This window comes from Pelagibius sp. Alg239-R121, from assembly GCF_947331435.1.
Lineage (GTDB): Bacteria > Pseudomonadota > Alphaproteobacteria > Kiloniellales > Kiloniellaceae > Denitrobaculum.
Map to the genome: position 1 here is coordinate 1 of NZ_CAMZOF010000014.1, position 21,413 is coordinate 21,413.

Sequence of the window (21,413 nt, forward strand, 5' to 3'; positions counted from 1 at the left end):
CACGCAAGACCTTGCAATATCAAACGCCAGCAGAGAAGTTCGCCGAGTGTGTTGCCGCGATCAGTTGAATCCACCACACATAACTGACACTGAAATCCGCATACTAAAACTCATCATCAATAATTGACTCGTCTTGCGATCGGCGACAATTTTTTCGCGTTGTATTTTGCGTACCGCTTGACAAGGTTGTTCTGCAAGTTTTTCCACACCTTTTCTCCGCCCGCAAAAATAACGTTTTCGCGGAAGACCTCAAGACTGTTTGGCGTGAGGCCGCCGAAATTGCCAAACGCGAAATATCCCCGAACAACCCGGTCCACAGCTTTCACATATATGGTGATGGTCTCTTCACTATCTTGAAAAACGCCGAATGCGCGATGCCCGGAAACGGGATGAGTTCCGATTGGCAGTAGATGGAGCTGAATTGTCGAAAAAATAAAATCCTCTTCCGAGAGACATGACAGGATAACAGCACCACGTTCCAAAGTGACGCTTTTAATTCGCGCCAGATCAAAAATCATAATGGTTCCGAGTGGGGTGCTGGAATTCCAACGCTTTCTTTCTTTGGGAGAGGCGGGGTAAATCCCCAGGTTCACACCGCTGAACACGATTTCGTTCAGGTTTGCGCGCAGATCGGCCAACACAGTCGCCGTGGTTAAATCACCTTTGTTCATCCGCACCGCAAAATAGTCAAGATTGATCTTGCCGATCCCAGTCTCCTTTATCCCTTGATAATTGAAGCTCATGTCGGGATTTTTGACCTTTGGTTTAAACTCTTCTATTTCGGCCCATTTTGATCTGTGAAACGTAACCGGCCAGTCCAGCGGCGTAGAACAGCGTTCGGCAAGCGCGACGCTTGTACCTAAAATGAACAGCAGTGCTCCCAAAACACCGCGCTGTATGAGACGATGCGGCACGGTTCCTTCAGAACCTTGCGCTAATCAACTTCTTCCAAAACAAGGTCGAAGTCTTGTTGCCAGTCAAAGACGTCATCCAAGCGTTCCCAGCCGATGTTCTGAGCGGCGTCATCCGTGGTGAGTTCGAACAACGGCTTTTTCTCTCCAACCTCCGTTTCGATCATATGCAAAACAGCGGTTCGCAAAGAATCGTAGGCATGAGTGGACGATAACGGCGCAACGCCAACACTTGGATTCAATTCGAGTTGTGCGACCTGTCCGTTTAGAACACTTTTTATGGTCGCTTCCAGGGCTTGGCTTCGCTCAAGACCGTCAAGCCCCATGGTGATCCTCGACTTCGCGTCCTGATAAATCCGATCGTTTGCCAGCAGTTGTTGGGTCAGCTCTTTAACTTTGGCAAACATTTCGTCGCTTGTCATAGGAACAAGGTTTAGCCCGTCTTTATTGGTGCTGTCTCGCCGTAGATCAAAGATCTTTTTCTGCGCCCCCTTTGCTTCTAAGCCTTGGAGAAACGATGGTTGTACATTGTCCAGCATCTGCCCTGAACGCAAACTCTTCAAGACGTCGTCTGGCTGTCGAAGGTTTGGGATGCTGACAGCCTTGTCACGCAGTAGTTCTTCAATTGTAACGCCAAAAACATTGATGAATGCCTCGTCGGATGCTCGCTTCTCCTGATCCAGTTTGAGCTGACTTGCCAAAAGATAGTCATTCTTCAAGGCCGCCTGAAATGCCTTCGTTCGCTCGTCGCGGTACGCGGAATTATAGCTAAGCGCAAGCCGCAGCCGTTCCCCCGCTAAAATTCGATCCTGTAGCGTCCGTTTTTTTGGGCGGTTCGGTTCATTTGTGTCGACGCACATGTCGTTACCACCGTCAGGCACCTCGGGGTCTTGGCACATCATGTCCTGGCGGAAAAACTCCAGTTCCTGGTTCGAAAGGTAACCGCCAATTTCCCTATTCACCCTGCGTTCACGAGACGCTTGTTTGATCCAATAGAGGTAACGGGACTCGGTATAACGAACGCGATACGCATTTGCTTCGATCGTGGCAAGTTCTATCTGCACTCGATTTTGCTCGGTTCGGATCTGTCGGCAGGTCGCGTGATTGGGAAGTTTGGCGCAACCTTCTTTTTCGTACCAATGTCCACAGATTCCACCTCGCCCGAAGTTAAACGGGCATTTTTTTGGGCGTTTTGCGACGTTTACAATTTCGCTGTTCCAAAGCGCCTCAAGGTTGCTAATCTTTTTGGTCAAACCGTCGATTGTTTGGGCTTCCGCATCAGAAAGCGCGCGCACGAGGTCAATATGGATGGGCATGACCGCGCGATATGGCCAGTCCCAATAGATACGGTCGCCTTTGGACAGACAGTTTAAGTAAATCGCTTCGGCCGGGTTGAGCTGCTGCTCAAAGCACCGTCGCGTTTCTTTCTCCAATGCGGCAATGTGATCATACAGTACGTCCTGGATGGTTTCGAGATCGTCTAGGGTGAGATCAAGATATTGAAGGCCATACTGGCCTGGGTGTTTTATCACCGCGTCCAGATAGCGCACTAAGCCCATCAGCCTTTGGCGCTGCGCCTCGCGTTGTTCGTTGAAATATAGTCCGCCATCTCCGAGCGTTTCGGTGAAATCCGGCAAGCTCTCGTAACGATGCACGACAATGCGGAACGGAAAGCTGTCTTCAAGTGATGTCGCCGCCCCGAGAAAGGCCAGCGAATTGTAGATACCCTGCTCATCACTAGGAAGAGTGAGGCCGCGGTGTGCTGAGTGGTAATACTCAATGCTTTTGACACCACGCTTTGCTATGATCTCGCTCAACTTGGCGGAGTCGAAATCCAACGAGGCGGACATACCCATATAACTAGCAGATGCCGACAGCGATTTCTTGCGTTCTTCGTTGGTAGTGGAAGATGTTTCACTCAGGTTGTAGACCGCATAAAGCTCGGCACCGCGTTCGATCGCGTTAACAAAACCGTCCCCGCAATGCATGCGGAACCGCTCGATATCTGTTGCCTCACCCGAGCCCAGCAAATCGCGCGCGAATTTGGTCAGACGGATCGATCGGCCACTTTGCTGGGTTGTTGTGGTCGATTCGTCGTCCGACGGGGCTTGGTCATTCACCCCGTCAGGCCTCACGGGTGCCGGGGCCACGAAGGCTATGCCGTTCACGACATTGGCATTGACCAGGATACTGACACTATGATCGTCAACTTTTGAACGCCGCAAAAATCTGGTCTTCGCCGAGGCGTCCCCGCTAAATTTGCCGAACTTCCCCTTTGCCGTCGCTTTATAGCTAATGTTCATCTCTTGGCGCAGCGAGTCGGTATTCTCGATCCGCTTCGATTTCACCTCAGCGATCTGCCCGCCCACCTCTTTAGAAGTAAAGGTGATGCAGGAAGCTGTGGTCTTCTCTTCGCGTACGATGTCCCACCCGTTGCCCAGCGACACTCCCTGGGACGGATAATCATAACTCAGCTCATCCGGCGATATCCGTTGTTCATCGCGCAGATATGTACTGCGTTCGGAAATAATATAGTCGGTTGTTTGTGCGGTGCAGACAGTGCTGCTCAAAAACAGAAAAGGAACACAATACCGCAAAGAATGATGACAACTCATAATTTACCCCCCAAGACTAACCTCAACCAAATAGTCTTCAGTGTGTCGATAAGAGTCAAGCTCTGGGCAACTTATGGAACGCCTCTGGTTTCGACACATCTGATAAGTGAGTGAGTATCGAGATTCCAGACTTCGGCCGCTAGCAAGGGTCTTTTAATGGTGTTCTCGCTGTTGGCACTGAGATGCTGCGATACGCACGAGCGGCGGCTTTGACGGGCGATGTTGCAGAATCCACAACTTTGGACGATGTCCAAAGTTGAAGGCAGTCGTTCCCAATTTAGGAGATTCCCGAAGGCTTCAAAATGACAGCATATTGCAGCGGATCGGTCACTACCCCATGTAGATGAGCTTTTCGATCTCCGCTTTCAGGTGAAAGTGACCTCTGGCCGGATCAACTGGCGCCTCACGCAGTAAACCGGTAGATCGCACACGTAGCTATGATGTCATTGGGCCAGGAAAGAGACTGCTAAGTTTGGCGATTATTTCGTCGGGTGAGAGCCGGCGCGCGACCTCGATTAACTCAGGTGAATCGCCTTCTGTTAAAGGGGCTGCTTCAAATAGATCTTCGTATGACTCCCTAAAAGACGGTGCTTGTACCGTCTTCATCATGTTTTGCAGGCTGTCGACATAACTGGCTTTTTGGCGGCCTTCCTCCGGCTCATCGAAATCAGGAAAGCCTGCAGGCGAAACCGAATCGAGTGGCTCTGACGGTGCTCTGCTCTCATCAACTGTTACTTTGCTAACGCGCGTATTTGTAAGTGCGATAGAGCCCCCGACAGGCCGTAAGAAATCATCGTAGATTTCGATAGTTCCTTCTTTCACCACGGGGATTTCAGGCCAGGGCAGGTTCTTCTGAGACTTAAAGAGCGGGCCATAATGGCGATCTTTCCAGTAACGCACTTTGTTCGCGCGAATGGGATAGCGGTTCTGTACGGTGACGAGAAGTTGCTCTTCGTCAAGACGCCCGACTTCTTCCGGTGTCATCAAAGCCCGACCCTTCTCGGAGAAAGACTCGGATTGCTGATCAGTAGATCCCCATTTTTTGCCTGAGACCGATTTGACGGCGACGGTTTCGTTGCCTAACGATTGAGAGAGCTTCAGCTTGGTTGTCTCAGAGTTCGGCGCCATCCAAACTTTGACCTGCGTTGCGTCCATGACGACTTCGGCCTGCTCCCGACCGTAAAGCCCGGCAATTGACGACGGCGTCTGTACGATCAAACACATCCGCCCGCCGTACCCTGGAAGGATCGTCGTCGCGTCCACGACAGCCTGCATTCGGCCGAGCGAATGAAATTCATCGATCATGAAGAGAACTGGCAGGAACCGCTTGCCGGGGAGCTTTTCCTGAAGCGTCAGGATTGCTCTTTGGAAAAAGAGTCTGACGACCGGTGCGGCGACGTATTTGTGACTATTGGGGACCACCAGGTACAGCGAATGCGGTTCTTTCCGTAGAAGACTGAAATCGAAATCGTTCCTGCTTGTTGCACGAATGATGGCCGGATTGTTCCATGCTTCCAGGCCTGCGCCCTGAAGGACAGTGAGATAGATTCCAAGGGACTTGTTGTCCTGTGCAGTTGCTTTCAGGAGATCGGCTCGTGACAGAGGATCGGGTGCTCGCTTGGCCAAGGCCGCAAACATGGTTTTGTAATCGGGAACATCGTCGCCGCTGAGGTCCGCGGCTGAAGGTGTCAGTAACTCGGACACCCGGGCCAGGGTCGGGTTATCTTCGTTGCACACGATTGCCGTCACGGCGATGAAAATCCGGCGTCCGTCCTTAAGCAAACTTGCTTCCGTGGTTGCCGTAGCCGGCACTGATAGAAGCGCCGACGCCAGTGTCTGGATGAGGGTTAGGCGGTCTTCGAGGTCTTTGACAGCCGCAATCTCTATCAGTGGATTAAAACTATGCGAAACTCTGGCCAGGGAATGATCCTCTGATGCGACGTTTTCCAGCTCCATGTCGAACGGTGAAAAGACCAAAACCTTGTCGCCGTTTTTGGCGCGCATCCGGGCCGTCGCTTCGTAGTTCTCACCCTTGACGTCATAGACAACGACCGAACCGGGGTAATCCAGCAGGGTCGGAATAATGATGCCAGCGCCCTTGCCGGACCGTGGGGGCGCGCTGACAAGTATGTTGGAGCGATTGACGCTGTTGGTCCGGAGAAATGAACCTCGGCTTTTGGGCTTACCGAGCTTGCCGAGAGTGACACCCCAATTCTCCATGAGTGCCCCCTCTTGAATCTCGCTCCGCCGCGCCCAGCGGGCCGTACCATGCACATCGGAGGATTCCACCCCGAAGACCATCCCGTCCGCCAGGTAGAACAGCAACGAACCAGTTACCAAGGCACCGACAAACCCGGCCTGCACGGCGAATTCCCATAAATCGATCGGAAGTTCATCTCGGGCGGTGAGAATCAGCCAAGGGCGGAACTGATCCAGTGCCCCAAGATGCTTATAAGCGATCCAGAGGCTCGCCCAGACTGGGACCGTGAGAAGCGCAAAGCCAATGGTGTAGAAGTAATGCGTTTTTACCTTCATCATCGCTCTTATTCCTCAGCGTTTGATGTTCTCGGCCGGAAGATTTCGACCCCTGAGGGCTTTCGGATCCCGTTGACCTTCTTGAACTGGACAACCACGTCGATCATCGATCGGCAGTATTCGATGATCTCCGAGAAAGTCAGCCCGGTTTCCGCCTGCATGACCATTAGCGCCAGGCGCGACAGCGCCGTGTCCGGAGAGGATGCGTGCAGAGTGGTAATGCCGCCAGGGTGACCGGAATTGATGGCGCTGAGGAAATCGTAGGCGTCGGCGCCGCGCAGCTCCCCCATTAAGATACGGTCCGGACGGAGCCGCAGGCTTATCTTCAAAAGATCGCTGCTTGTTGTTGTCTCATTCACCAGCATCGAGAGATGGTTTGCGTGGTTTGGATAGATCTCCCGTGTATCCTCGATGGTGATGACCCGTTCCGTCGGATCGGCGCATTCGAGACAGGCCCGCAACCAGGTCGTCTTACCGGAGTCCGTTCCACCGGAGAGAAGAATATTCCACTTTGCTTGAACGGCGGCGCGGAGGAAGGTGACGAAATCACCCTGATCGTAAGCCGCAAAAACGGCTTCATTCTCCTGTGATATCCCGGTCTTGAGTTCTTCCGTGAGACCACCGATCTCGGATCCTGCAACAAGGTCATCGAGAGAGAAACGTCTGACAACGGTTCGTCTCAAGGCAAAGGCAACTGCACCTTCGATGAGCGGATTTAATATCACCTGAGAACGCCAGAGAGAGCCGTCCATGAAGAACAGCGATCCTCCGGACGGATTGTTCTCCGATATGGGATCCTCGCCTGTAAGATCGTCCGCCAGGGCACGCGCTTCAGTCTCCGGCAGCGGCAGGTTGATCTGACGCATGTATGGATCACCGTTGCGGGCGATCCATACGCTTCGATCAGCATTGACGGCGATCTCCGTCAGGTCCGGTGTTTCCGTCAGATCTCCAAAGGCCTTCTTGAGGTTGCGTTCAAGATGGCGGCTCAAAGATAGAGATCCCGCGCGACGAAGACGTTGATATCGTCACCCTGATCGACATGGATCGTTGGCGGAATCGAGAGATATTCCTCCAAGGCGCTGTCGCCGGCGTCCTTCAGCGCATCGCCACCGTCACCGACAGCAGAAGCGACGTTACTGTTGTCGACATTATCACCGATTCCGGCGATGGCGCTGACAACCGAGATGAGGAATGCCGCCTCGAATTTAAGGGCGAAATGATGATCGACTTTACCGGTCAACCCAGCCCGCCCAAGACGATCCACTCCGCGCGAGCCAATCATAACACTTCGATGATCCGGTGTGATGACACGGTTCCAGACAACGAGTATGCGGGATTGTCCGACACCGATTTCGGATTGATATTCTCCTATCAGCGTGGACCCGCTTTGAATCAGTACATTGGAGCCATCCGCTGACCAGATGTCCTGCTTAACACGCGCCCTTAAAAGCCCAGGCAGGTCCGAGTTGATGGCGGTTTCAAGAATTGCGCCCACCATCGTGCCCTGAGTGACCAACCGGTGAGGCTCGGGAAGGGTTCGGGCGCGCGCGGTTTCCACGGTTCGGTTTCCAGCCGCATCAAGGAAAGCATTGCCCGTGGCACTGCTTGCCTGTCCATCGGCATTCGATGCATTGCCCTGGTTACCAAGACTGATGACCGACGGTGAAGCCAGGCGTTTCCGCTCTTTTTCAGCACGCTCTTCGCGTTCCTGCTCGCGTTTTCTTCTGTCGGCGAGCTCTTCCGCACTCGAACCTGAAGGATTAGTCTCCTGTGTTGCCGCAGCCACCTGTTTCGCACGCATCCGCGCTTCCAAAGCACGAAACTGCCGCCTTTGGTCTTCCCGCGCGCTATCGAGCTCCTGCGTAACTTTGGTGAGCGCCTTGGTAATCGCGGCGAGGGCCGCGACGGTTTCTTGCGACTGATCGGGCGGCTCAGGCAGGGGTGCGGCGACTTTCTTCACCTTACTGGCCTGCATCTTATCGAGGAGCGTTTTCATTGCCGCCAGCTCACCTTCGAGTGCCGCGATCTTCGGATCTTCAACAGGAGCTGCCTGCTTGACCGGTTTAGAGGCTGGAAATTCGCCGAACAGAGGTCCTGTGCGGCGCCTTTGTCTCGGTGTGGGCGCCGCCGCCGGGATCAGATCGATACCAGGCTCTTCCGTGCTGGAATCGCTCAAGTTTGCATAGGCAAAACCACCCAGCATCAGAACCAAACCGCCGATGCTCCCGGCAAGCGGCCAATTGATCTTTCCGCCCTTCTCGTTGTGAATCAAACTCAATCGATCCGCGACCGGCGTAGACATCTCCGGGGTGGTCTCTTCTGGTTTGTTGTTCATCGGCCGTCCCTCACATCGCTTGCGCTGTAGGATCTCGGCCGAGGCTTCTTTGGTGCGATGTCTTTTACAGTCGCGTCGTAAAGGGGACGGTTGAACAGGCACGTCACATAAGGGCCATTGCGAAGAACCAGGCGCGAGTAGACGCCATTAACCACAATGGTGCCGTCGTCGAGGTAATCCCCCGAATTGATGGTCCGCTCAAAGCCATCGGCTTCCATTGCGAAAACCGCCGGCCTTACAGACCGTGGCGGTAAACGGACGTAGGTTTTTACCCCGTCATCGAAAACCTGAACGGGGCGGAGGAGCTTGGAGCCTGCCGCGGAATACTCCAGGTTCACGCCATCAGCTGCGCGGCGGTAGACCTCGAAGATGCTTCGGGCGGTAACGGTTTTCTGAGGCGGTTCGGGGTACTTGAAGGAATAGCGGAAACCGACGCCCTTAGGATCTCCGCCCTTATGAGACTTGACGACAAAAGAGTACATGCGCCGGGTTGTGTGAATGGTCACATTTGTCGGCTGATCAACCACCTCTTTGGCCTTAAGGGAAAGGCGTTCCTCAAACTGCAGTTGGTTGATTTCCCAGGACAGAGTATCGCCCGACTGAACTTCGATAACACGCTCGGACTCATCGAAACTGATCGTCACCGTATAGCCCGTATAGGCATCGATCCAATAGACGTCGTCTGCAAAATATTCGAAGGTTTTGATCCGATCATCCCGGATTCCATCCGTGGCTTTTTGTTCAGCCAAGACAGGGGCCGCGGCGAACGCGAGAACGATCACTACGGCGGCGAGAAACCGATTGAGCATTAGCCTGCCTCCTGATCAATGCGATAGTCATCCACGTAAAAACCAACAGGGTTGTCCCACCGTTCTTCGAGCGGCATTGCACCCTCACGATCAAAGCCAAAGTGGATCGAGACCACATAGGCGCGCTTGATAGGTCTTGCGCCAGGTGTCTCGATGGAAGACTTCTCTAGCCGAATCAGGGCTTGATTATCGGGCTGTAGAACGACCGATTTGATCTTAACGTTGATGCGCCGGTCGCTCCCGTGGACCGTCACGGGGTTGAGGGGATTGTCGTTGGCGTAGAGCGCTTCTAGGTCCGTTCTGGCGCGGTCCTGAGTGACCTTGTGCACTTCATTGATCCGCGCAGGCTGATCCATATTGTTGTAGGTCTCACGATCGCGGACGTAGCGGAAAAGCAGAGACTGGGTTAAGGCTTCTTCGTCATCGAGCGTGATGGTTCCGAGCATCGAGGAAACGTTTGCCGTCCCGGTTTGCTTATCCATGACGACGACAATGGGCTTAATCGTTTTGAACGGTGTGAGACCCATCAGAGCGATGCCCAGGACACCTGCGAGAAAATAGCCAAAGCCCGCGTTGATCCATGCAAAACAGAGCCGCCGATTCTGCGTCAGATATAGATTGCTTTCCCACTGGTCGATTCCGTCCTTCATGGCCTTTGCATACCTTTCCGATTAACTCATCGCTCCTGATGGCTGTGCCGTCCGATCTCGCGTCTAGTCCGGTCGATTGAGGCGTTCTAGAATCTTGGCGTGCTTTGCGCGATCCCTGGCTGTCTGCCCGTTCTCATCTTTGACATCAGCCTGCCTGGCGGCTTCTGAACGGGCGTCGCTGGCGCCCCTGAGCGCGGCGTCACTCTGTTGCCCACCACCTAAGCGTTCAGCCAGGCCGTTACCCATGCTGCGGAGTGTGTTTTGCACAGCATTACCGCCAAGGTTCATCGCTGCGCCGCCTACGGTGTAAGCGACCATCGGACAGAGAAATAAATTCACTAGGCCAATTCCGCTGAGCATTGTGAAGGTCAGCATTGCGGCAGAAACGTTTTCCTTGGCTCGCACGGCGTCGCTGGCTTGGATAGACAAGCTGTCGCTCGCTGCGATAACGGTTCCGAGGATACCGTAGAGCAGGATCTGAAATAGGATCAGCATCGTGACCCCGCGTAGCCAGCCGTTGAAAACATCGGCGGTGCCTTTAATGAAGGCCCAAACGGCCAAAACCGGTGTAATCCCGATCAGAATTGCCATCAGAACCTTTGAAAAAATAATTAGTGCAAGAGCGGTGACGGCCATGGCGATGATTGTCACAAACGAGACAAGTCCGAAGATGAATGCCATCCACGCACTGCTATCCAAAAGTGAGGTTACGCCATAGGTTCGAAGTGCGGCTTGAACACCGCGTAGAGAGGTTGAAATGAAACCCGACAGGGCCTGTACAAGTCCTTCGGAATCACTTTCACCGCCGAATTCACTGATGATAACCGTGCCGACGCCTTGCCCGAAATCGGAGAGAAACGGGTAAACATGGTTGAGCCACAGAAAGCTACCGGACACGAGGCCGTAGAACAGACCAAACCGGAGAACGAACATCAAAAAGCCATCGAAGGAAAAAGAACCACGTAGGGCATGCAGGGCGGACCAGCCAGCAAGCGCGGCACCGCCAAGCAGGGTTAAGAACTTTGCTGACGGCGCTGATAGAGTTTGGAACACTGCCAATGCGCCGCCATTGATCGCCGTGTCGATAAACTCATTAATTTCGACAATGATGCTCATTGGACGGTCTTCTTGTGATTGCTACGGCATTTGTGTAGTTCGAATTCCAGGTTGTCGGCCTTTTGATAAAGTTCATCCACCATTGTTCGAAGAGCATTAATCGGCATGCCGAGCAGTTCCGGATCAAGACCCTGATCCGAGTCGTAGGGCGGATGGTCACTCTCAGGAATGGGTGATCCAGCTGTGATTGCGCTCTCGCATTGTGCTATCTCATGTTTGATTGCAGCGATGTCGTAACGGCCAGTCATCACTCTATTTGCGGAAACTTCGATTCGTGTGCGCTGCTCTGCTCCATGAGTTGGATCCGTAAGGATCGTTAGACCGCTCGCGAAAATGATTGCCGTCCAGACTACTTTCTTCATTCGTCAAACTCCTTCGTGACCGAACCTTCGACACGTCTCCCCACTTCCATACCGCGCAAACTTGTCGTTGTTTCAGCGGCTGATACCTGACTCTGGGTGGCAAGGCTCTGGAGGATCTGCGCCAGCATCATGCCGTTCTCAACCTGGACCCGCGTGTTGAGATCCATCGAGGTTTTGAGATCGGCTGAGCTGCCGATCTCGTCGCGGTAGCGGTCATAGCGTTCGAAGGCTTCGCCCGCGCCCGCGAAGTTTTCTTCTGCGACCGCCAGGGCTGCCATGCTGGAACCGGAAAGCAAATCATGCGCTCTGGTACGGACGGTATCCTCTTCATCGCCGAAGAAATCCTGTCCCGACATCACATCGAACTCTTCCGAGAGTTCTGTGAGCCTGCCGCCGACCCGGTTGTTGAGCATCCTCCCTCCGGACCGCAGGTCGTTGAGTCTGGCTGCGAGCTTTCGAGGTGTAATGTCCCCATCGAACAAACCCTGGATCTTGTTCTTAACGCCAGTGATCGATTGATAAGTTCGTTCTGCTTCCTTGAGCTGCGACTGGAGAGTGGTCAACTGTTCGACCATGTTGGTCAGCTGTTCTTCGTTGATGCCGAGAGCTTCCATGTTGGTATTCAGAATGGAAACCAGTTCGGCGACCGTCGCTGCATCGAAGGTCGGAATGCCGCCCGCAAATGCGGGTTTGGACGGTGCCATTGTGCCAATTGCCGCCAATGCTGTGACCGCGGCAACCGCCAGGCCTCGCCGGGATACCTCGTCCATTTACCTTTCCTCCTTCTGTGCTATTGGCGCGGGAACAAGCCCAGTCTGCGGGATTGGTGTTGAGTCCTCGAAGGAACATTCCGCACGGCGTTCCTCGTAAGGATGGAGCGTGTCTCCGGCCAGCGTGCACCCCGAAATAAGGAATAGCGCGATCGAGAGCCCTACTAACGTTCTCATGCGGCTGTCTCCTGTTTGATCTCTTCCGCCATGAAAGCGGCAAGCCAATCCTCGCCATGTATCCGTCTGAGTCGGTCCATTTCCCGTACACCCTCGGCGGTACCGGCAAGGACCTTCAAGAACGGGTCCATGCCGCGAAATCGGGTTGAAACAAACAGGGACTCACGAGAGTTCTTGATCAACATCCTGCGCATTTCCGGCGCCATGCCCCGGATCAGAGACAATTGCTCGGGAGGTAATCCCAAGACATCGACATAGCTCTCGTGGTCTGCGTCCGGGTTGCCAAAGAAGATGTTGGTTTCTGTCGATTGAACCAATGTTTCAGAGATCGCGGATTTGGCCGCATCAGCCGGTTCCTGCGTCATGAAAACGACAATGCCGTTCTTGCTCCGGATCGTCTTGATCCAGTCCTTGATGCGGCTTGCGAATCGCGGATCATCGAGCAGTCTCCAGGCTTCATCGAGAATGATGATTGTGGGATAGCCTCGGCTGAGCTTGCGTTCGATCCTATAGAACAGATAGTCCAGAACGGCGGAGCGGATCTTTGGACTGTCGAGGATACCGGTCATATCGAAGCCAATGACCGGCTGATCGAGCAAGAAAGAATCCTCGTGGTTCGCGAAAAGCCAGGCCCGATCGCCATCCGAATGCCAAGGCTTGAGGTAATCCTTGATGCGATATTCCGCGTCGCTGTCGTCGACCGAGCGCAGCAAGCTTACGAAGTCATCAAAATTTTTGAGATCCGGTTCGGCGGCGACTGTGCGCTTGACTGCATCCGCAATCCGGCGTTGCTGCTCTGGCGTCAGAATACCGCCAATCAAGCGTTCGACAAATCCCGTCAGCCACATGGCACTATCGCCGTCGTGCGCCAATGCAAAGGGATTGAAGCCGATGTTCTCGTCCGGCGTCAGCCTGAAATACTCCCCGCCGAGAGCACGGACAGCCGCTTCCGCCACACGGTCTTTATCGAAATAAATGATATCTGGCGGCTGCGGCAGACGCCGAGTTTCGCAGATCAGAAAATTCGCTACGGTCGTTTTGCCCGAACCGGTTGGGCCGTAGATTGCTGTGTTCCCAGGAGCCCTTTTCCCAGGCGCATGGAAGGAGAAATGGTATGGTGTGAGTGAAGAGGTCTCCAGGAGAGTGACCGGCATTCCCCACCTCAGATTACGGAGCGCACCGACCGGATGTGTGTGAAAGGCAGCCATGTCCGCGAAATTGTCATGGCTGATGATCCGGCTTTTGCTGCGGGTCTGGTAAGACATGTTGCCGGGTAGTTGTGCCCACCAAGCTGCTTCCATACCCAGATCTTCGCGCTTTAAGCGGAGTCCGCTCGGGCTGACAGCGGAGACAACGCGTGACAAGGATTTGCTGAGCCGGTCTTCCGTCTCGGCCAGGACCGTGATGGTAAGATGATGCTGGCCCATGGACAGCCGGCGTGAAGCCACAGCATCCTTTGCCGTCGCCAGCTCCTGGATTAGAGATTCCGCTTCATCGCCTGCGTCCTTCATGTGAGCCGCCGCGTTGAAGACGCTTTGCCCGCTCTTCACGCGATCCAGAGGCATAAAGCTTTCAGTCAAAATAAATTCGGCCCGCTCGCCCACCAAAGCGTCAAACATGCTTTCGTCCGTGGTATCGCCATAAGCAGAGACCGCGAGAATGGCGCCGTAACGATTGTCTTCTGGGGCCGCTCCGGTGATGGACAGGCACTCACCTTTGAACCGAAGCCTGGCGCAGGGAATGACCTCGTCCAGAGCGGCACTGGCGTCGGGTGCGCTGGTCCATACACCGTTTGCAAGCATGGTCATGAGTTGCAGTGTTTCACGGCGGTCAACGGCCGTTTCCGTCAAACGCTCAACCCCCAAAGACACAAGTGCTTCACTAACCGTACCGCAGCGCGACCGCAACTCCTCGATGTCGTCTTGACGAAGCGCCCGTATACTTGCTAGCTCCGCGTCTTCGGTGCGGAATACGGAGCTTAAAAATCTGGCGATGGAGGCAGCAGGGTTCAGCGAAGTGGGAACGGGTCGAAAGACGATCGAGAAATAATGTCGTATCTCGTAGGTTTCGTTCTCGGTCAACTGACGGCGGTAGAGTTCATCCAGGTCGGCCGCGAAGTCGTTGCCAACAACCGGTGTCATCGTTTCCGCTGCGTTTACTTTGCGTCGGATCGTATGCGCGTAAAGAACGGTCCTGCCATCGTCGAACATGTTCGCGACCCGGGACATAGCTTCGCGCGCCTGTCGAAGGGTTCCGGCACTGGCGGTTTCGTGCGAGACACCTCTGATCCGGAAAACTGCAATGAGGTCGCTGTTCTTCGTGGAGAGTAGCCCGCCCGACAGGAACCGGACGGCCGGAATGTGAGTTCTCATCCCAACTTCATACGAAAGCAGAGTTCCATTCTTCAGTTCTTTCCGGATTGACTTACTCAGGGGCATAAGAGTTTCCTCGCCAATACTGGCTATTCAGTGTTGGCGGCGTCTTCTTGAGCTTGATGTTCAGAATCGTGAAGAGATAGCTGTCGTGCTGCGCTAGGCGACGCATGGCGAAATACATCGGAACAACTGACAACAACCCCCAAAAATCCCACGTATTCTGCGTCAGAATAAAAAGAACCATCGGTCCGACGCTGCCCACTAGCCAAAAGGAGATGGGCACGCCGAGGCGTTCGGCGGGGCGCGTCATGCCGGTGTAAACGGACGATGTCATCAGACGGCGAAGTTCTGAATGACTTCAGCGATTTTGAAGGCACCGAAAAAGATCGTTAGCACGACGAGGACCACAAAGAAGTGTCCCCAGCTTACGGGAATGCGCGGAGCGGCAGCGCTAATCCCAGCAACCGCAATTGCAGCCCCACCAAGAAGAATGCCGTTGGTGCCGGTTACGAAGGTTTTGATTTGCTCCAGGAAGGACGAGACGGGTTCGAAAATTTCCTGCGCCAGAGCAGGCGAGGCAATTGAAACGAGGATGACCGCGAATAAAATGAGATTCGTGGCGTTTTTATTCATTGGGCGCTCCGGTTTAGCTTGGGTGGAAGTGCAGGGGTAAACGCGTGCAGCCCATCAGCGCCGCGCTTGGAATTACCTAAAAGTAAGGGAGGCGGAATCCGATTACCGCGATCAGCACTGTTCGAGCGCGGATGCAGTCTGTGGGGACCTTGTTAGTGAGAAAGTCGATGTGACGCGTTGAGGGTTCGCTGTTGGATACGGTGCGAACACTTCTATCGCGTTTGAAAAGGAAGACGGGAAGCGAAACTAAAGAAAATACGTGTTGAGGACTAGAAGAGGAAAAATCAACTGTTTGCTGTTCAGAATGACCTTCACGGGTCCTCAATTTTCTCGACGTGAGTCGAGACAGTAAAGCTCTCTGCTTCTGGGTGAATTTTAACGAAGAAATTATATGCCGAATCGAGTGACTTGAAATATTTGTCACTGAGACCCCGGCTAACCAATACGCGAAGCGCCTCTCCGTCTGGCTTATGTGCAATGCAACGCCAGAACAACCGCCCCTCTCTTTCGACGGGTCCGATAGTGACTCTTCCACCTTCTTTAATGAACTGTGGTAGCGCATCAGAGGTTATCAATCCCAGTCTCTCAAACTGCATGGCATTGCCCAATCTTGTTAAAAACAATGATTGGGTATGGCTAATTATCGCCCTGCAGAAAACGAATACGCGGCGAATAACGAAATTTCGCATTATCCAGAAAAAAGTACAAGATTAAAAATTTGCATAATTTTCTGTTTTGCGACAAACTCCGTTTCGTCAGTTTTTGGTGAAAACCGGACGGTAGATGTATCGTCGAAATCGCATTTTGTCCGAGTTAAGAATTCTTGTTAGCCACTCAATTGAGTACAACCCTTAGAAGGCATGCTGTGCGTGGTAACAAGATATAGTAGGTATTGAATTCGATGTGCTGTGACATTCCGGTGGTATTGATGCCTCTGTATATACAACCCAAGGGTTGCGCCACAGGATGTCTGCCTCACCATCATTCTTGGTCGGAGTCCATGGGAGGGATCATGAAGAAAGTTACGTGCGCAGCATTCGCGGCGGGCGTCTTAATCGGAACATCGGTTCCCAGCTTTGCCGCTTCTCAAGACGAATGCGCTATCTGGCTCTGCCTGCCGGGTGGCTTTCCAGGTGGCTGCGAGGCCGCTTATGCGGCCTTCATTAAGCGCATCAACCACACACCGAAGCCAAAGCCGCCGCTGCCGCCGTTCAGCTCTTGTGATAACGGAAACGGGGACATGGTTTTTGATTGGGGATTTCGAGAAAAATTTCGCTGTGAAGATCTTGCCAGCGAAATACATAGCGGTCAGGAAGGAAATCGGTCTTGCCGCATGGAGGCCAACAACGAGCAGGGGTATGTGACCACGCCTTTGATCCGTGACGAGATCCTGTGGACGGACGTTCCTTCTCTCGGCAAAGAACATCGCAGGACAAAATATGTCTGGCGATCAACAGTCGTCAGAGGTGGCGTTGACGAGGGGCGGCGATGAGCGGCCAAGACATTGTCATCGATCGCTTTTCGTTTAAAGGCGAGATCGTCGAGACCTGGCTGTGCAAGCGCGGCGATATCTTCATCATCCGGCCTTGGTGGCAGGATGGCGATCGCTTGACGCTTTTCGAGCTTAGTGTTGAAGGTCGTGCAAATCTCACAGTAGAGGCCGCAACCCACAGCGTCGCCTTTAAGCGCCTGGCGGTGTTGGTACGGGAAGGCATCGTGTCCGGTCAGTGGCTGAGATGGGAGCGCGAGGTCGCGTGATTGACAACCTAAGTTTGGCAGCGGCATGGCATCGAAATCGCGCCCATAGCGCTCAACTCAGTTTTCGAAAGACTAGCGAGATCGGCACTGCAGATAGAATCGGCGATGCTACCCTATTTCACGCGTCCTGCTTAAAATCACGAATTGACAGTCGTTTGACGATCCAGCGTCCGACGACTCGAGTCGTGATTGGCTTCAGTAGCGCAGACAAACGCCTTCAGCTGCCTGAAATCACGCAGCCTTCCTGCCTCAAGTCACGAATCGTAGGGTGCGAACTGCCTGAAATCACGAATCAAAGTCCGGGTCCTGCCCCAAATCACGTAGGTGGAACCTCGACAGCCACAACATTTAGCGTTACTCCCAATAATGGCATTGGTTTGAGTGCACTTCAGACGTCTTCTAGAGTCTTCTACGTGATTTTAGGCAGGAAGTCGGAAATTCGGGATTTTAGGCAGTTAGGGCAGATATCATGAAACAACTAGACCTGCTGGACAGCCCACTTCACGGCAAGGTCAAAGGCGAGCGCCATATTATGGAGTTTCCCTTTTTCGACCTTTCGCGCAGAGCGCGACGCAAACGCCTGCGCTATAGCGATGAGACCCGTGGCATCACCATCGATATCAAAGCCGTCGAGGGCTCCGGTATCGCTACCATTTATGACAAGGACATGATTGTCTACGTCGCGTCCTTGATCGTTCAAGAGTTGGCCAACGGTGGCTCGCCGCGGCGGGAATACCAATTCTCCGCCAATGACTTTTTTCGCGTCGCGGGCCGAGACCGTTCAAAACGATCCTACAGCAATCTGGAAAACACGATCGAGCGTTTAAAAGGCACGCTCATCAGGACCAATATCGAGACTGGCGGCGAAGGAATCGATGGTTGGTTTAACTGGTTTGATTCAGGAACCGCGCTTCAATACGCCCGCGATCAAGAGACCGGTGAGAAACGCCTGAAGATGATCCGTGTCGTGTTGTGCGAATGGTTGTTCCGAGCGATTCTTCGCGATGGCAAAATGCTCGAGTATTGCGATGCCTACTTCAATCTTCGGCCGATCGAGCGGCGCTTGTATGATTTGGCGCGAGTCCATTGCGAGGAACAGGCAACATGGACTCTGCAGCTTGAACCGCTCCGCCAGCTGACCGGATCTGATAGTGAACTGTCGAAGTTCAGATCGCAGCTGGCGGCAATCAGTGAAGAAGACCGGCTGCCCGACTACGACATACGTTTGGTCGATGAGTACGGCCAGGCTTTGAGTGCCCGTGCGGCGTCGCTTGCCAAGGTTTTTGTGGTCTTCAGTCGCCGTGAATTCCTGATCGGCGACGGCAATGCAATGGGCCCCATAAACAACCTTCTGGTCGAACAGTCCGGTCCGAACGTTGAGGGAACAGCATGATGAGCTGGTGGATAGCTATTGAGAGCACGTTGAGGCCGCCTTAGGCCTTTAGAATCGGCCGGAAACAAACTGTCCGGTATTCAAGTTAAATCCAGTTAGCCAAGTCTAGAAAACTTCGGAATCGGATTCTGAAAATGGCGGAGCTGTGCCTAAGCGAAAGTATCTTTGTTCACTGGCTATTGAGCCAGCTTAGGCGCTGTGAATTTCAACATCACTCAATAAGGAAGGGAGCAGCGATTAACGCCAAGACTTAAAAAAGCAAAAACCTCGTAGCTACCAACTACGAGGTTTGCCGGGGAAGCGAATAGACGCCACACCAAGAAGTATTATCGGCGCCTATTCTAATCCCTCGGAAATCAGTGTCAAGTTTTATGCGCTTTTTGCGCCACGGGTTCTTGTACCCTGATTTTCAGGTCTTCGCGGCTGAATACAAATGGAACAAACACAAGAGGTCCGCACGGGCTTTGCCAGTCGCGCGCCCGACTTTCCAACGCTGATCAGCCAGGCTGAGGCTTACCAGGCCGATCCTGAACTGACCAAGGACGCGATCTTCCGGGCCATGGCCTTTGGCCTGACCGATCTTCTCAGCGATAAGGAATTCCGCTTTCTCTCGATTGCGGTCTCGATGCTGAACCGCCGCTCCCTGGAGCACGGCGCGCCCCATTGCTACATCAGTGGGTTTCTCTTCCGGAAACTACTGGGTGGGATCTCACAGCGCACGCTCAGCCGCATTAAGCAGAACCTGGAGCGGATGGGGCTAATTATCCGGCACTACGACAAGCGTAACCGTCCCTTGGAGAAGGCCGGCATCGATCTGAGGCCATTGCTCTACAGGTTGGAAGAGCTGCAGGATCGTGCGGATGACCTCTTTGATAGCGGCAGAGAACATTTCGCGGAAGGGCGTGAGATCGATGACACTTTCTATCATGACAAAAGTGACATGCCAGGACGTCAGTTGAGTCCACCTAACAGTCCAATCCCTACCCTGGACTCTTATACTGTACAGACTAAAGCGGAATCGTCGCTAAACGCGCCGATAACCACTTCACTTGAAGATCGCCCGACGGGCGATTCAGTCGGAACAATCCATCAAGCAGCGATCAGCGCCGAACAAACCTCCAATAGCCAAGATTGCTCTCCAATGGAGATCAGCGATTTTTGGCACGGCCGCGGACAACTCGGCGAGGTTCAGAATTCTAAGGCGCGAGAGGAATTGCTACTGGCCCACCAGCTCTCTCCCCTCCTGCAGGAATACCTATCAACCTCCGAGATCGGGCAAGGCGATCCCAAAGTTGTTTTCAAGGCTTGCTATAAACTAATCGAGGCGAACTTCGATGAGCGCCGGAATTCAGGTGAGACCTTCAAATGGGCGATCAAGAAATTTGGCTGGCGCGCGGTCTTAATCCTCGTCTGTGCGATCGAGGACCCGACCGTTCAATTCCCTGACCGTTGGTTCGGCTGGGCGGTTACTAAAATGCCACGTACCTTGGACCTTTCCTCAAATTTCGAGCGGATTAAGAACCAGTCCAACGGCGAAAAAGCTGCGAAAGACCCGGATGATGGTCCGCCGCCGTGCGGTAAGGATACAGAGGATCCTGAAGAGCTGCCCGCCGAGCAAGATCCTCGCGGCGAACTCATGGGTAACCTCAAGACTTACCTGGTTGAGAATAAGTTGGTGAAACCCGCGGAAATCGACGCCTGGTTCGGTTCGGTTTCAATTGTGGAAGTCACTGATGATTGGGTGAATCTGACTGCTCCCAGCCGCTTCTTATGCGACTGGCTCAACGACAACTATATCCCAAAACTTAAACAGGCTTTCACCGACCTGTTGGGGCAATCTACCGGCGTGCGAATCAAGCTTCAAACCATCAAAAACAGCCACTGAAAATGCAGCGAGACTCAAGCATGAACTCTGTAGCGCAAGACACCCCGCAAAGGCGAACTATCCTCAAGCTGAAGTACAAAGGCCTCTTCTCGAAGCCAGATAAAGCCGATATCGGAAAACAGATTGACGACGTTACGCCGGCGGCCCGAAAATTTTTCGGTTTGAGCCTCGAGATTCGGGCAAAGGCTTTGTCGAAGATTGCCGATGTTCTTGAGCTCGACGACATCGAGAAGCTGCCGGCGTTCTTTACGACGGATTGTATCCGGGTTGGTAAAGTTGGGATTTTCGAGGATCTATGTGAGCGGGCCGGGATTTCCCTGGAAGACCAGAAACGGCGGCAAGTGCTAAAACGCGCCGTCGGGTTCTTCTTTAAGCAGTGGGCCTATCTCGAAGCTCAGATCCATGATGAATTCCGCTACGATCTGGATCTTCAAAAATATGCGGCGATAACTGAGCAGGATCGTAAACACGCGGCGGGACGCCTTAAAAGCTTGCAGAAACGAGCCGCTAAAAATCAACGAGAGAACACGCCTTAAACGCTGTTAATAGTCAGAGCTGCCGCCCAGCCCGCAAAGATAATCCCCGTACAGATAAATTTTACGCCCGCGTCGCAAACTTTGACGTTGTCATTGAGAGGTGTTGCCAGGAAAAGTTTTGCCGCTGCGATGGTCAGGATGATCACCCCGTATACGAAGACGAATAGAGTTGTTGAGGCGACGAGGATAAAAGTCACACCTTGTGCAGGGAGCAGAGTAATCGCTGATGAAGCAGCCATGAGGACGGTACCGATCGCAATCGCCGCGATCGCGAAATGCTGACCGTCTGCCGCGATCCACTGCGCGGGCTTGAAAGCGGATGCAAGCTTTTCAAAAAAAGGCACGAGGAATGCGGCAACACGCTGACCGATGGCGGGCATTGTCGTCAGAACCAACCCGGTCAGGACCAGGAAGCCCGTGAAGCACCAAATCGGCGTGATGAGAAATCCCAAGGGGCGATCCCCTTCTAAAGTTTCCTCGAAATCCTACCTAATACTTCCAGCTGCATCTACGAACCTCTTGTGCCGTTTGGATTGATGTCCCGCGGGAT

At 53.5% G+C, this 21,413-nt stretch carries 20 protein-coding genes; 5 read left to right on the forward strand and 15 right to left on the reverse strand.

The window, feature by feature from the left end:
* Window positions 1-116: 116 nt before the first annotated feature.
* The 14 genes from QMZ18_RS33405 to QMZ18_RS33470 all read right to left on the reverse strand — a co-directional run bounded on the left by QMZ18_RS33405 (window position 117) and on the right by QMZ18_RS33470 (window position 15,291).
* Complete coding sequence (locus tag QMZ18_RS33405; protein ID WP_282610787.1) at window positions 117-914, reverse strand: hypothetical protein; 798 nt, start codon at window positions 912-914, stop codon at window positions 117-119.
* A 20-nt stretch (window positions 915-934) separates the two neighbouring features.
* Window positions 935-3,526 carry a hypothetical protein gene (locus QMZ18_RS33410; RefSeq protein ID WP_282610788.1) on the reverse strand — a complete coding sequence of 864 codons (2,592 nt, stop codon included), beginning with the start codon at window positions 3,524-3,526 and terminating at the stop codon, window positions 935-937.
* A gap of 435 nt (window positions 3,527-3,961) precedes the next feature.
* A complete protein-coding gene (locus tag QMZ18_RS33415) occupies window positions 3,962-6,064 on the reverse strand; it encodes a type IV secretory system conjugative DNA transfer family protein (RefSeq protein ID WP_282610789.1) in 2,103 nt (700 codons plus the stop codon).
* A 5-nt stretch (window positions 6,065-6,069) separates the two neighbouring features.
* Complete coding sequence (locus QMZ18_RS33420) at window positions 6,070-7,053, reverse strand: ATPase, T2SS/T4P/T4SS family (RefSeq protein ID WP_282610790.1); 984 nt, start codon at window positions 7,051-7,053, stop codon at window positions 6,070-6,072.
* Window positions 7,050-8,399, reverse strand: a complete 1,350-nt coding sequence (locus QMZ18_RS33425; protein ID WP_282610791.1) for a TrbI/VirB10 family protein — start codon at window positions 8,397-8,399, stop codon at window positions 7,050-7,052. The genes QMZ18_RS33420 and QMZ18_RS33425 overlap by 4 nt, the downstream gene beginning before the upstream one ends.
* The gene (locus tag QMZ18_RS33430; protein ID WP_282610792.1) at window positions 8,396-9,208 is read right to left on the reverse strand and encodes a TrbG/VirB9 family P-type conjugative transfer protein; all 813 of its coding nucleotides are present in this window, start codon (window positions 9,206-9,208) and stop codon (window positions 8,396-8,398) included. The genes QMZ18_RS33425 and QMZ18_RS33430 overlap by 4 nt, the downstream gene beginning before the upstream one ends.
* Window positions 9,208-9,858, reverse strand: coding sequence for a virB8 family protein (locus tag QMZ18_RS33435; protein WP_282610793.1), 651 nt, complete (start codon window positions 9,856-9,858; stop codon window positions 9,208-9,210). The genes QMZ18_RS33430 and QMZ18_RS33435 overlap by 1 nt, the downstream gene beginning before the upstream one ends.
* A gap of 63 nt (window positions 9,859-9,921) precedes the next feature.
* Window positions 9,922-10,974: a type IV secretion system protein gene (locus QMZ18_RS33440; protein WP_282610795.1), complete on the reverse strand. Its 1,053-nt coding sequence runs from the start codon at window positions 10,972-10,974 to the stop codon at window positions 9,922-9,924.
* Window positions 10,971-11,336: a hypothetical protein gene (locus QMZ18_RS33445; RefSeq protein WP_282610796.1), complete on the reverse strand. Its 366-nt coding sequence runs from the start codon at window positions 11,334-11,336 to the stop codon at window positions 10,971-10,973. The genes QMZ18_RS33440 and QMZ18_RS33445 overlap by 4 nt, the downstream gene beginning before the upstream one ends.
* Window positions 11,333-12,106: a type IV secretion system protein gene (locus QMZ18_RS33450; RefSeq protein WP_282610797.1), complete on the reverse strand. Its 774-nt coding sequence runs from the start codon at window positions 12,104-12,106 to the stop codon at window positions 11,333-11,335. The genes QMZ18_RS33445 and QMZ18_RS33450 overlap by 4 nt, the downstream gene beginning before the upstream one ends.
* Window positions 12,107-12,283, reverse strand: coding sequence for a hypothetical protein (locus tag QMZ18_RS33455; protein ID WP_282610798.1), 177 nt, complete (start codon window positions 12,281-12,283; stop codon window positions 12,107-12,109).
* Entirely contained in the window at window positions 12,280-14,655 is a 2,376-nt protein-coding gene (locus QMZ18_RS33460) for a hypothetical protein (RefSeq protein ID WP_282610799.1), read from the reverse strand. Before QMZ18_RS33460 ends, QMZ18_RS33455 begins: the two co-directional genes overlap by 4 nt.
* Before the next feature lie 52 nt (window positions 14,656-14,707).
* Window positions 14,708-14,992, reverse strand: a complete 285-nt coding sequence (locus QMZ18_RS33465; protein ID WP_282610801.1) for a type IV secretion system protein VirB3 — start codon at window positions 14,990-14,992, stop codon at window positions 14,708-14,710.
* The gene (locus tag QMZ18_RS33470) at window positions 14,992-15,291 is read right to left on the reverse strand and encodes a TrbC/VirB2 family protein (protein ID WP_282610802.1); all 300 of its coding nucleotides are present in this window, start codon (window positions 15,289-15,291) and stop codon (window positions 14,992-14,994) included. Before QMZ18_RS33470 ends, QMZ18_RS33465 begins: the two co-directional genes overlap by 1 nt.
* A 1,012-nt stretch (window positions 15,292-16,303) precedes the next feature.
* Between QMZ18_RS33470 and QMZ18_RS33475 the strand changes: the two genes are divergently transcribed.
* The 5 genes from QMZ18_RS33475 to QMZ18_RS33495 all read left to right on the forward strand — a co-directional run bounded on the left by QMZ18_RS33475 (window position 16,304) and on the right by QMZ18_RS33495 (window position 20,863).
* Window positions 16,304-16,783, forward strand: coding sequence for a hypothetical protein (locus QMZ18_RS33475; protein ID WP_282610803.1), 480 nt, complete (start codon window positions 16,304-16,306; stop codon window positions 16,781-16,783).
* Window positions 16,780-17,049 carry a hypothetical protein gene (locus QMZ18_RS33480; protein WP_282610804.1) on the forward strand — a complete coding sequence of 90 codons (270 nt, stop codon included), beginning with the start codon at window positions 16,780-16,782 and terminating at the stop codon, window positions 17,047-17,049. Before QMZ18_RS33475 ends, QMZ18_RS33480 begins: the two co-directional genes overlap by 4 nt.
* A 469-nt stretch (window positions 17,050-17,518) precedes the next feature.
* Complete coding sequence (locus QMZ18_RS33485; protein WP_282610805.1) at window positions 17,519-18,442, forward strand: replication initiator protein A; 924 nt, start codon at window positions 17,519-17,521, stop codon at window positions 18,440-18,442.
* Between the two features lie 559 nt (window positions 18,443-19,001).
* Window positions 19,002-20,327: a DnaA N-terminal domain-containing protein gene (locus QMZ18_RS33490; protein ID WP_282610806.1), complete on the forward strand. Its 1,326-nt coding sequence runs from the start codon at window positions 19,002-19,004 to the stop codon at window positions 20,325-20,327.
* Window positions 20,328-20,347: 20 nt separating this feature from the next.
* The gene (locus tag QMZ18_RS33495) at window positions 20,348-20,863 is read left to right on the forward strand and encodes a ProQ/FINO family protein (RefSeq protein ID WP_282610808.1); all 516 of its coding nucleotides are present in this window, start codon (window positions 20,348-20,350) and stop codon (window positions 20,861-20,863) included.
* On the opposite strand, the gene QMZ18_RS33500 is transcribed toward QMZ18_RS33495, so the two are convergent.
* Window positions 20,860-21,315, reverse strand: coding sequence for a hypothetical protein (locus QMZ18_RS33500; protein ID WP_282610809.1), 456 nt, complete (start codon window positions 21,313-21,315; stop codon window positions 20,860-20,862). The genes QMZ18_RS33495 and QMZ18_RS33500 overlap by 4 nt on opposite strands.
* Window positions 21,316-21,413 lie beyond the last annotated feature (98 nt).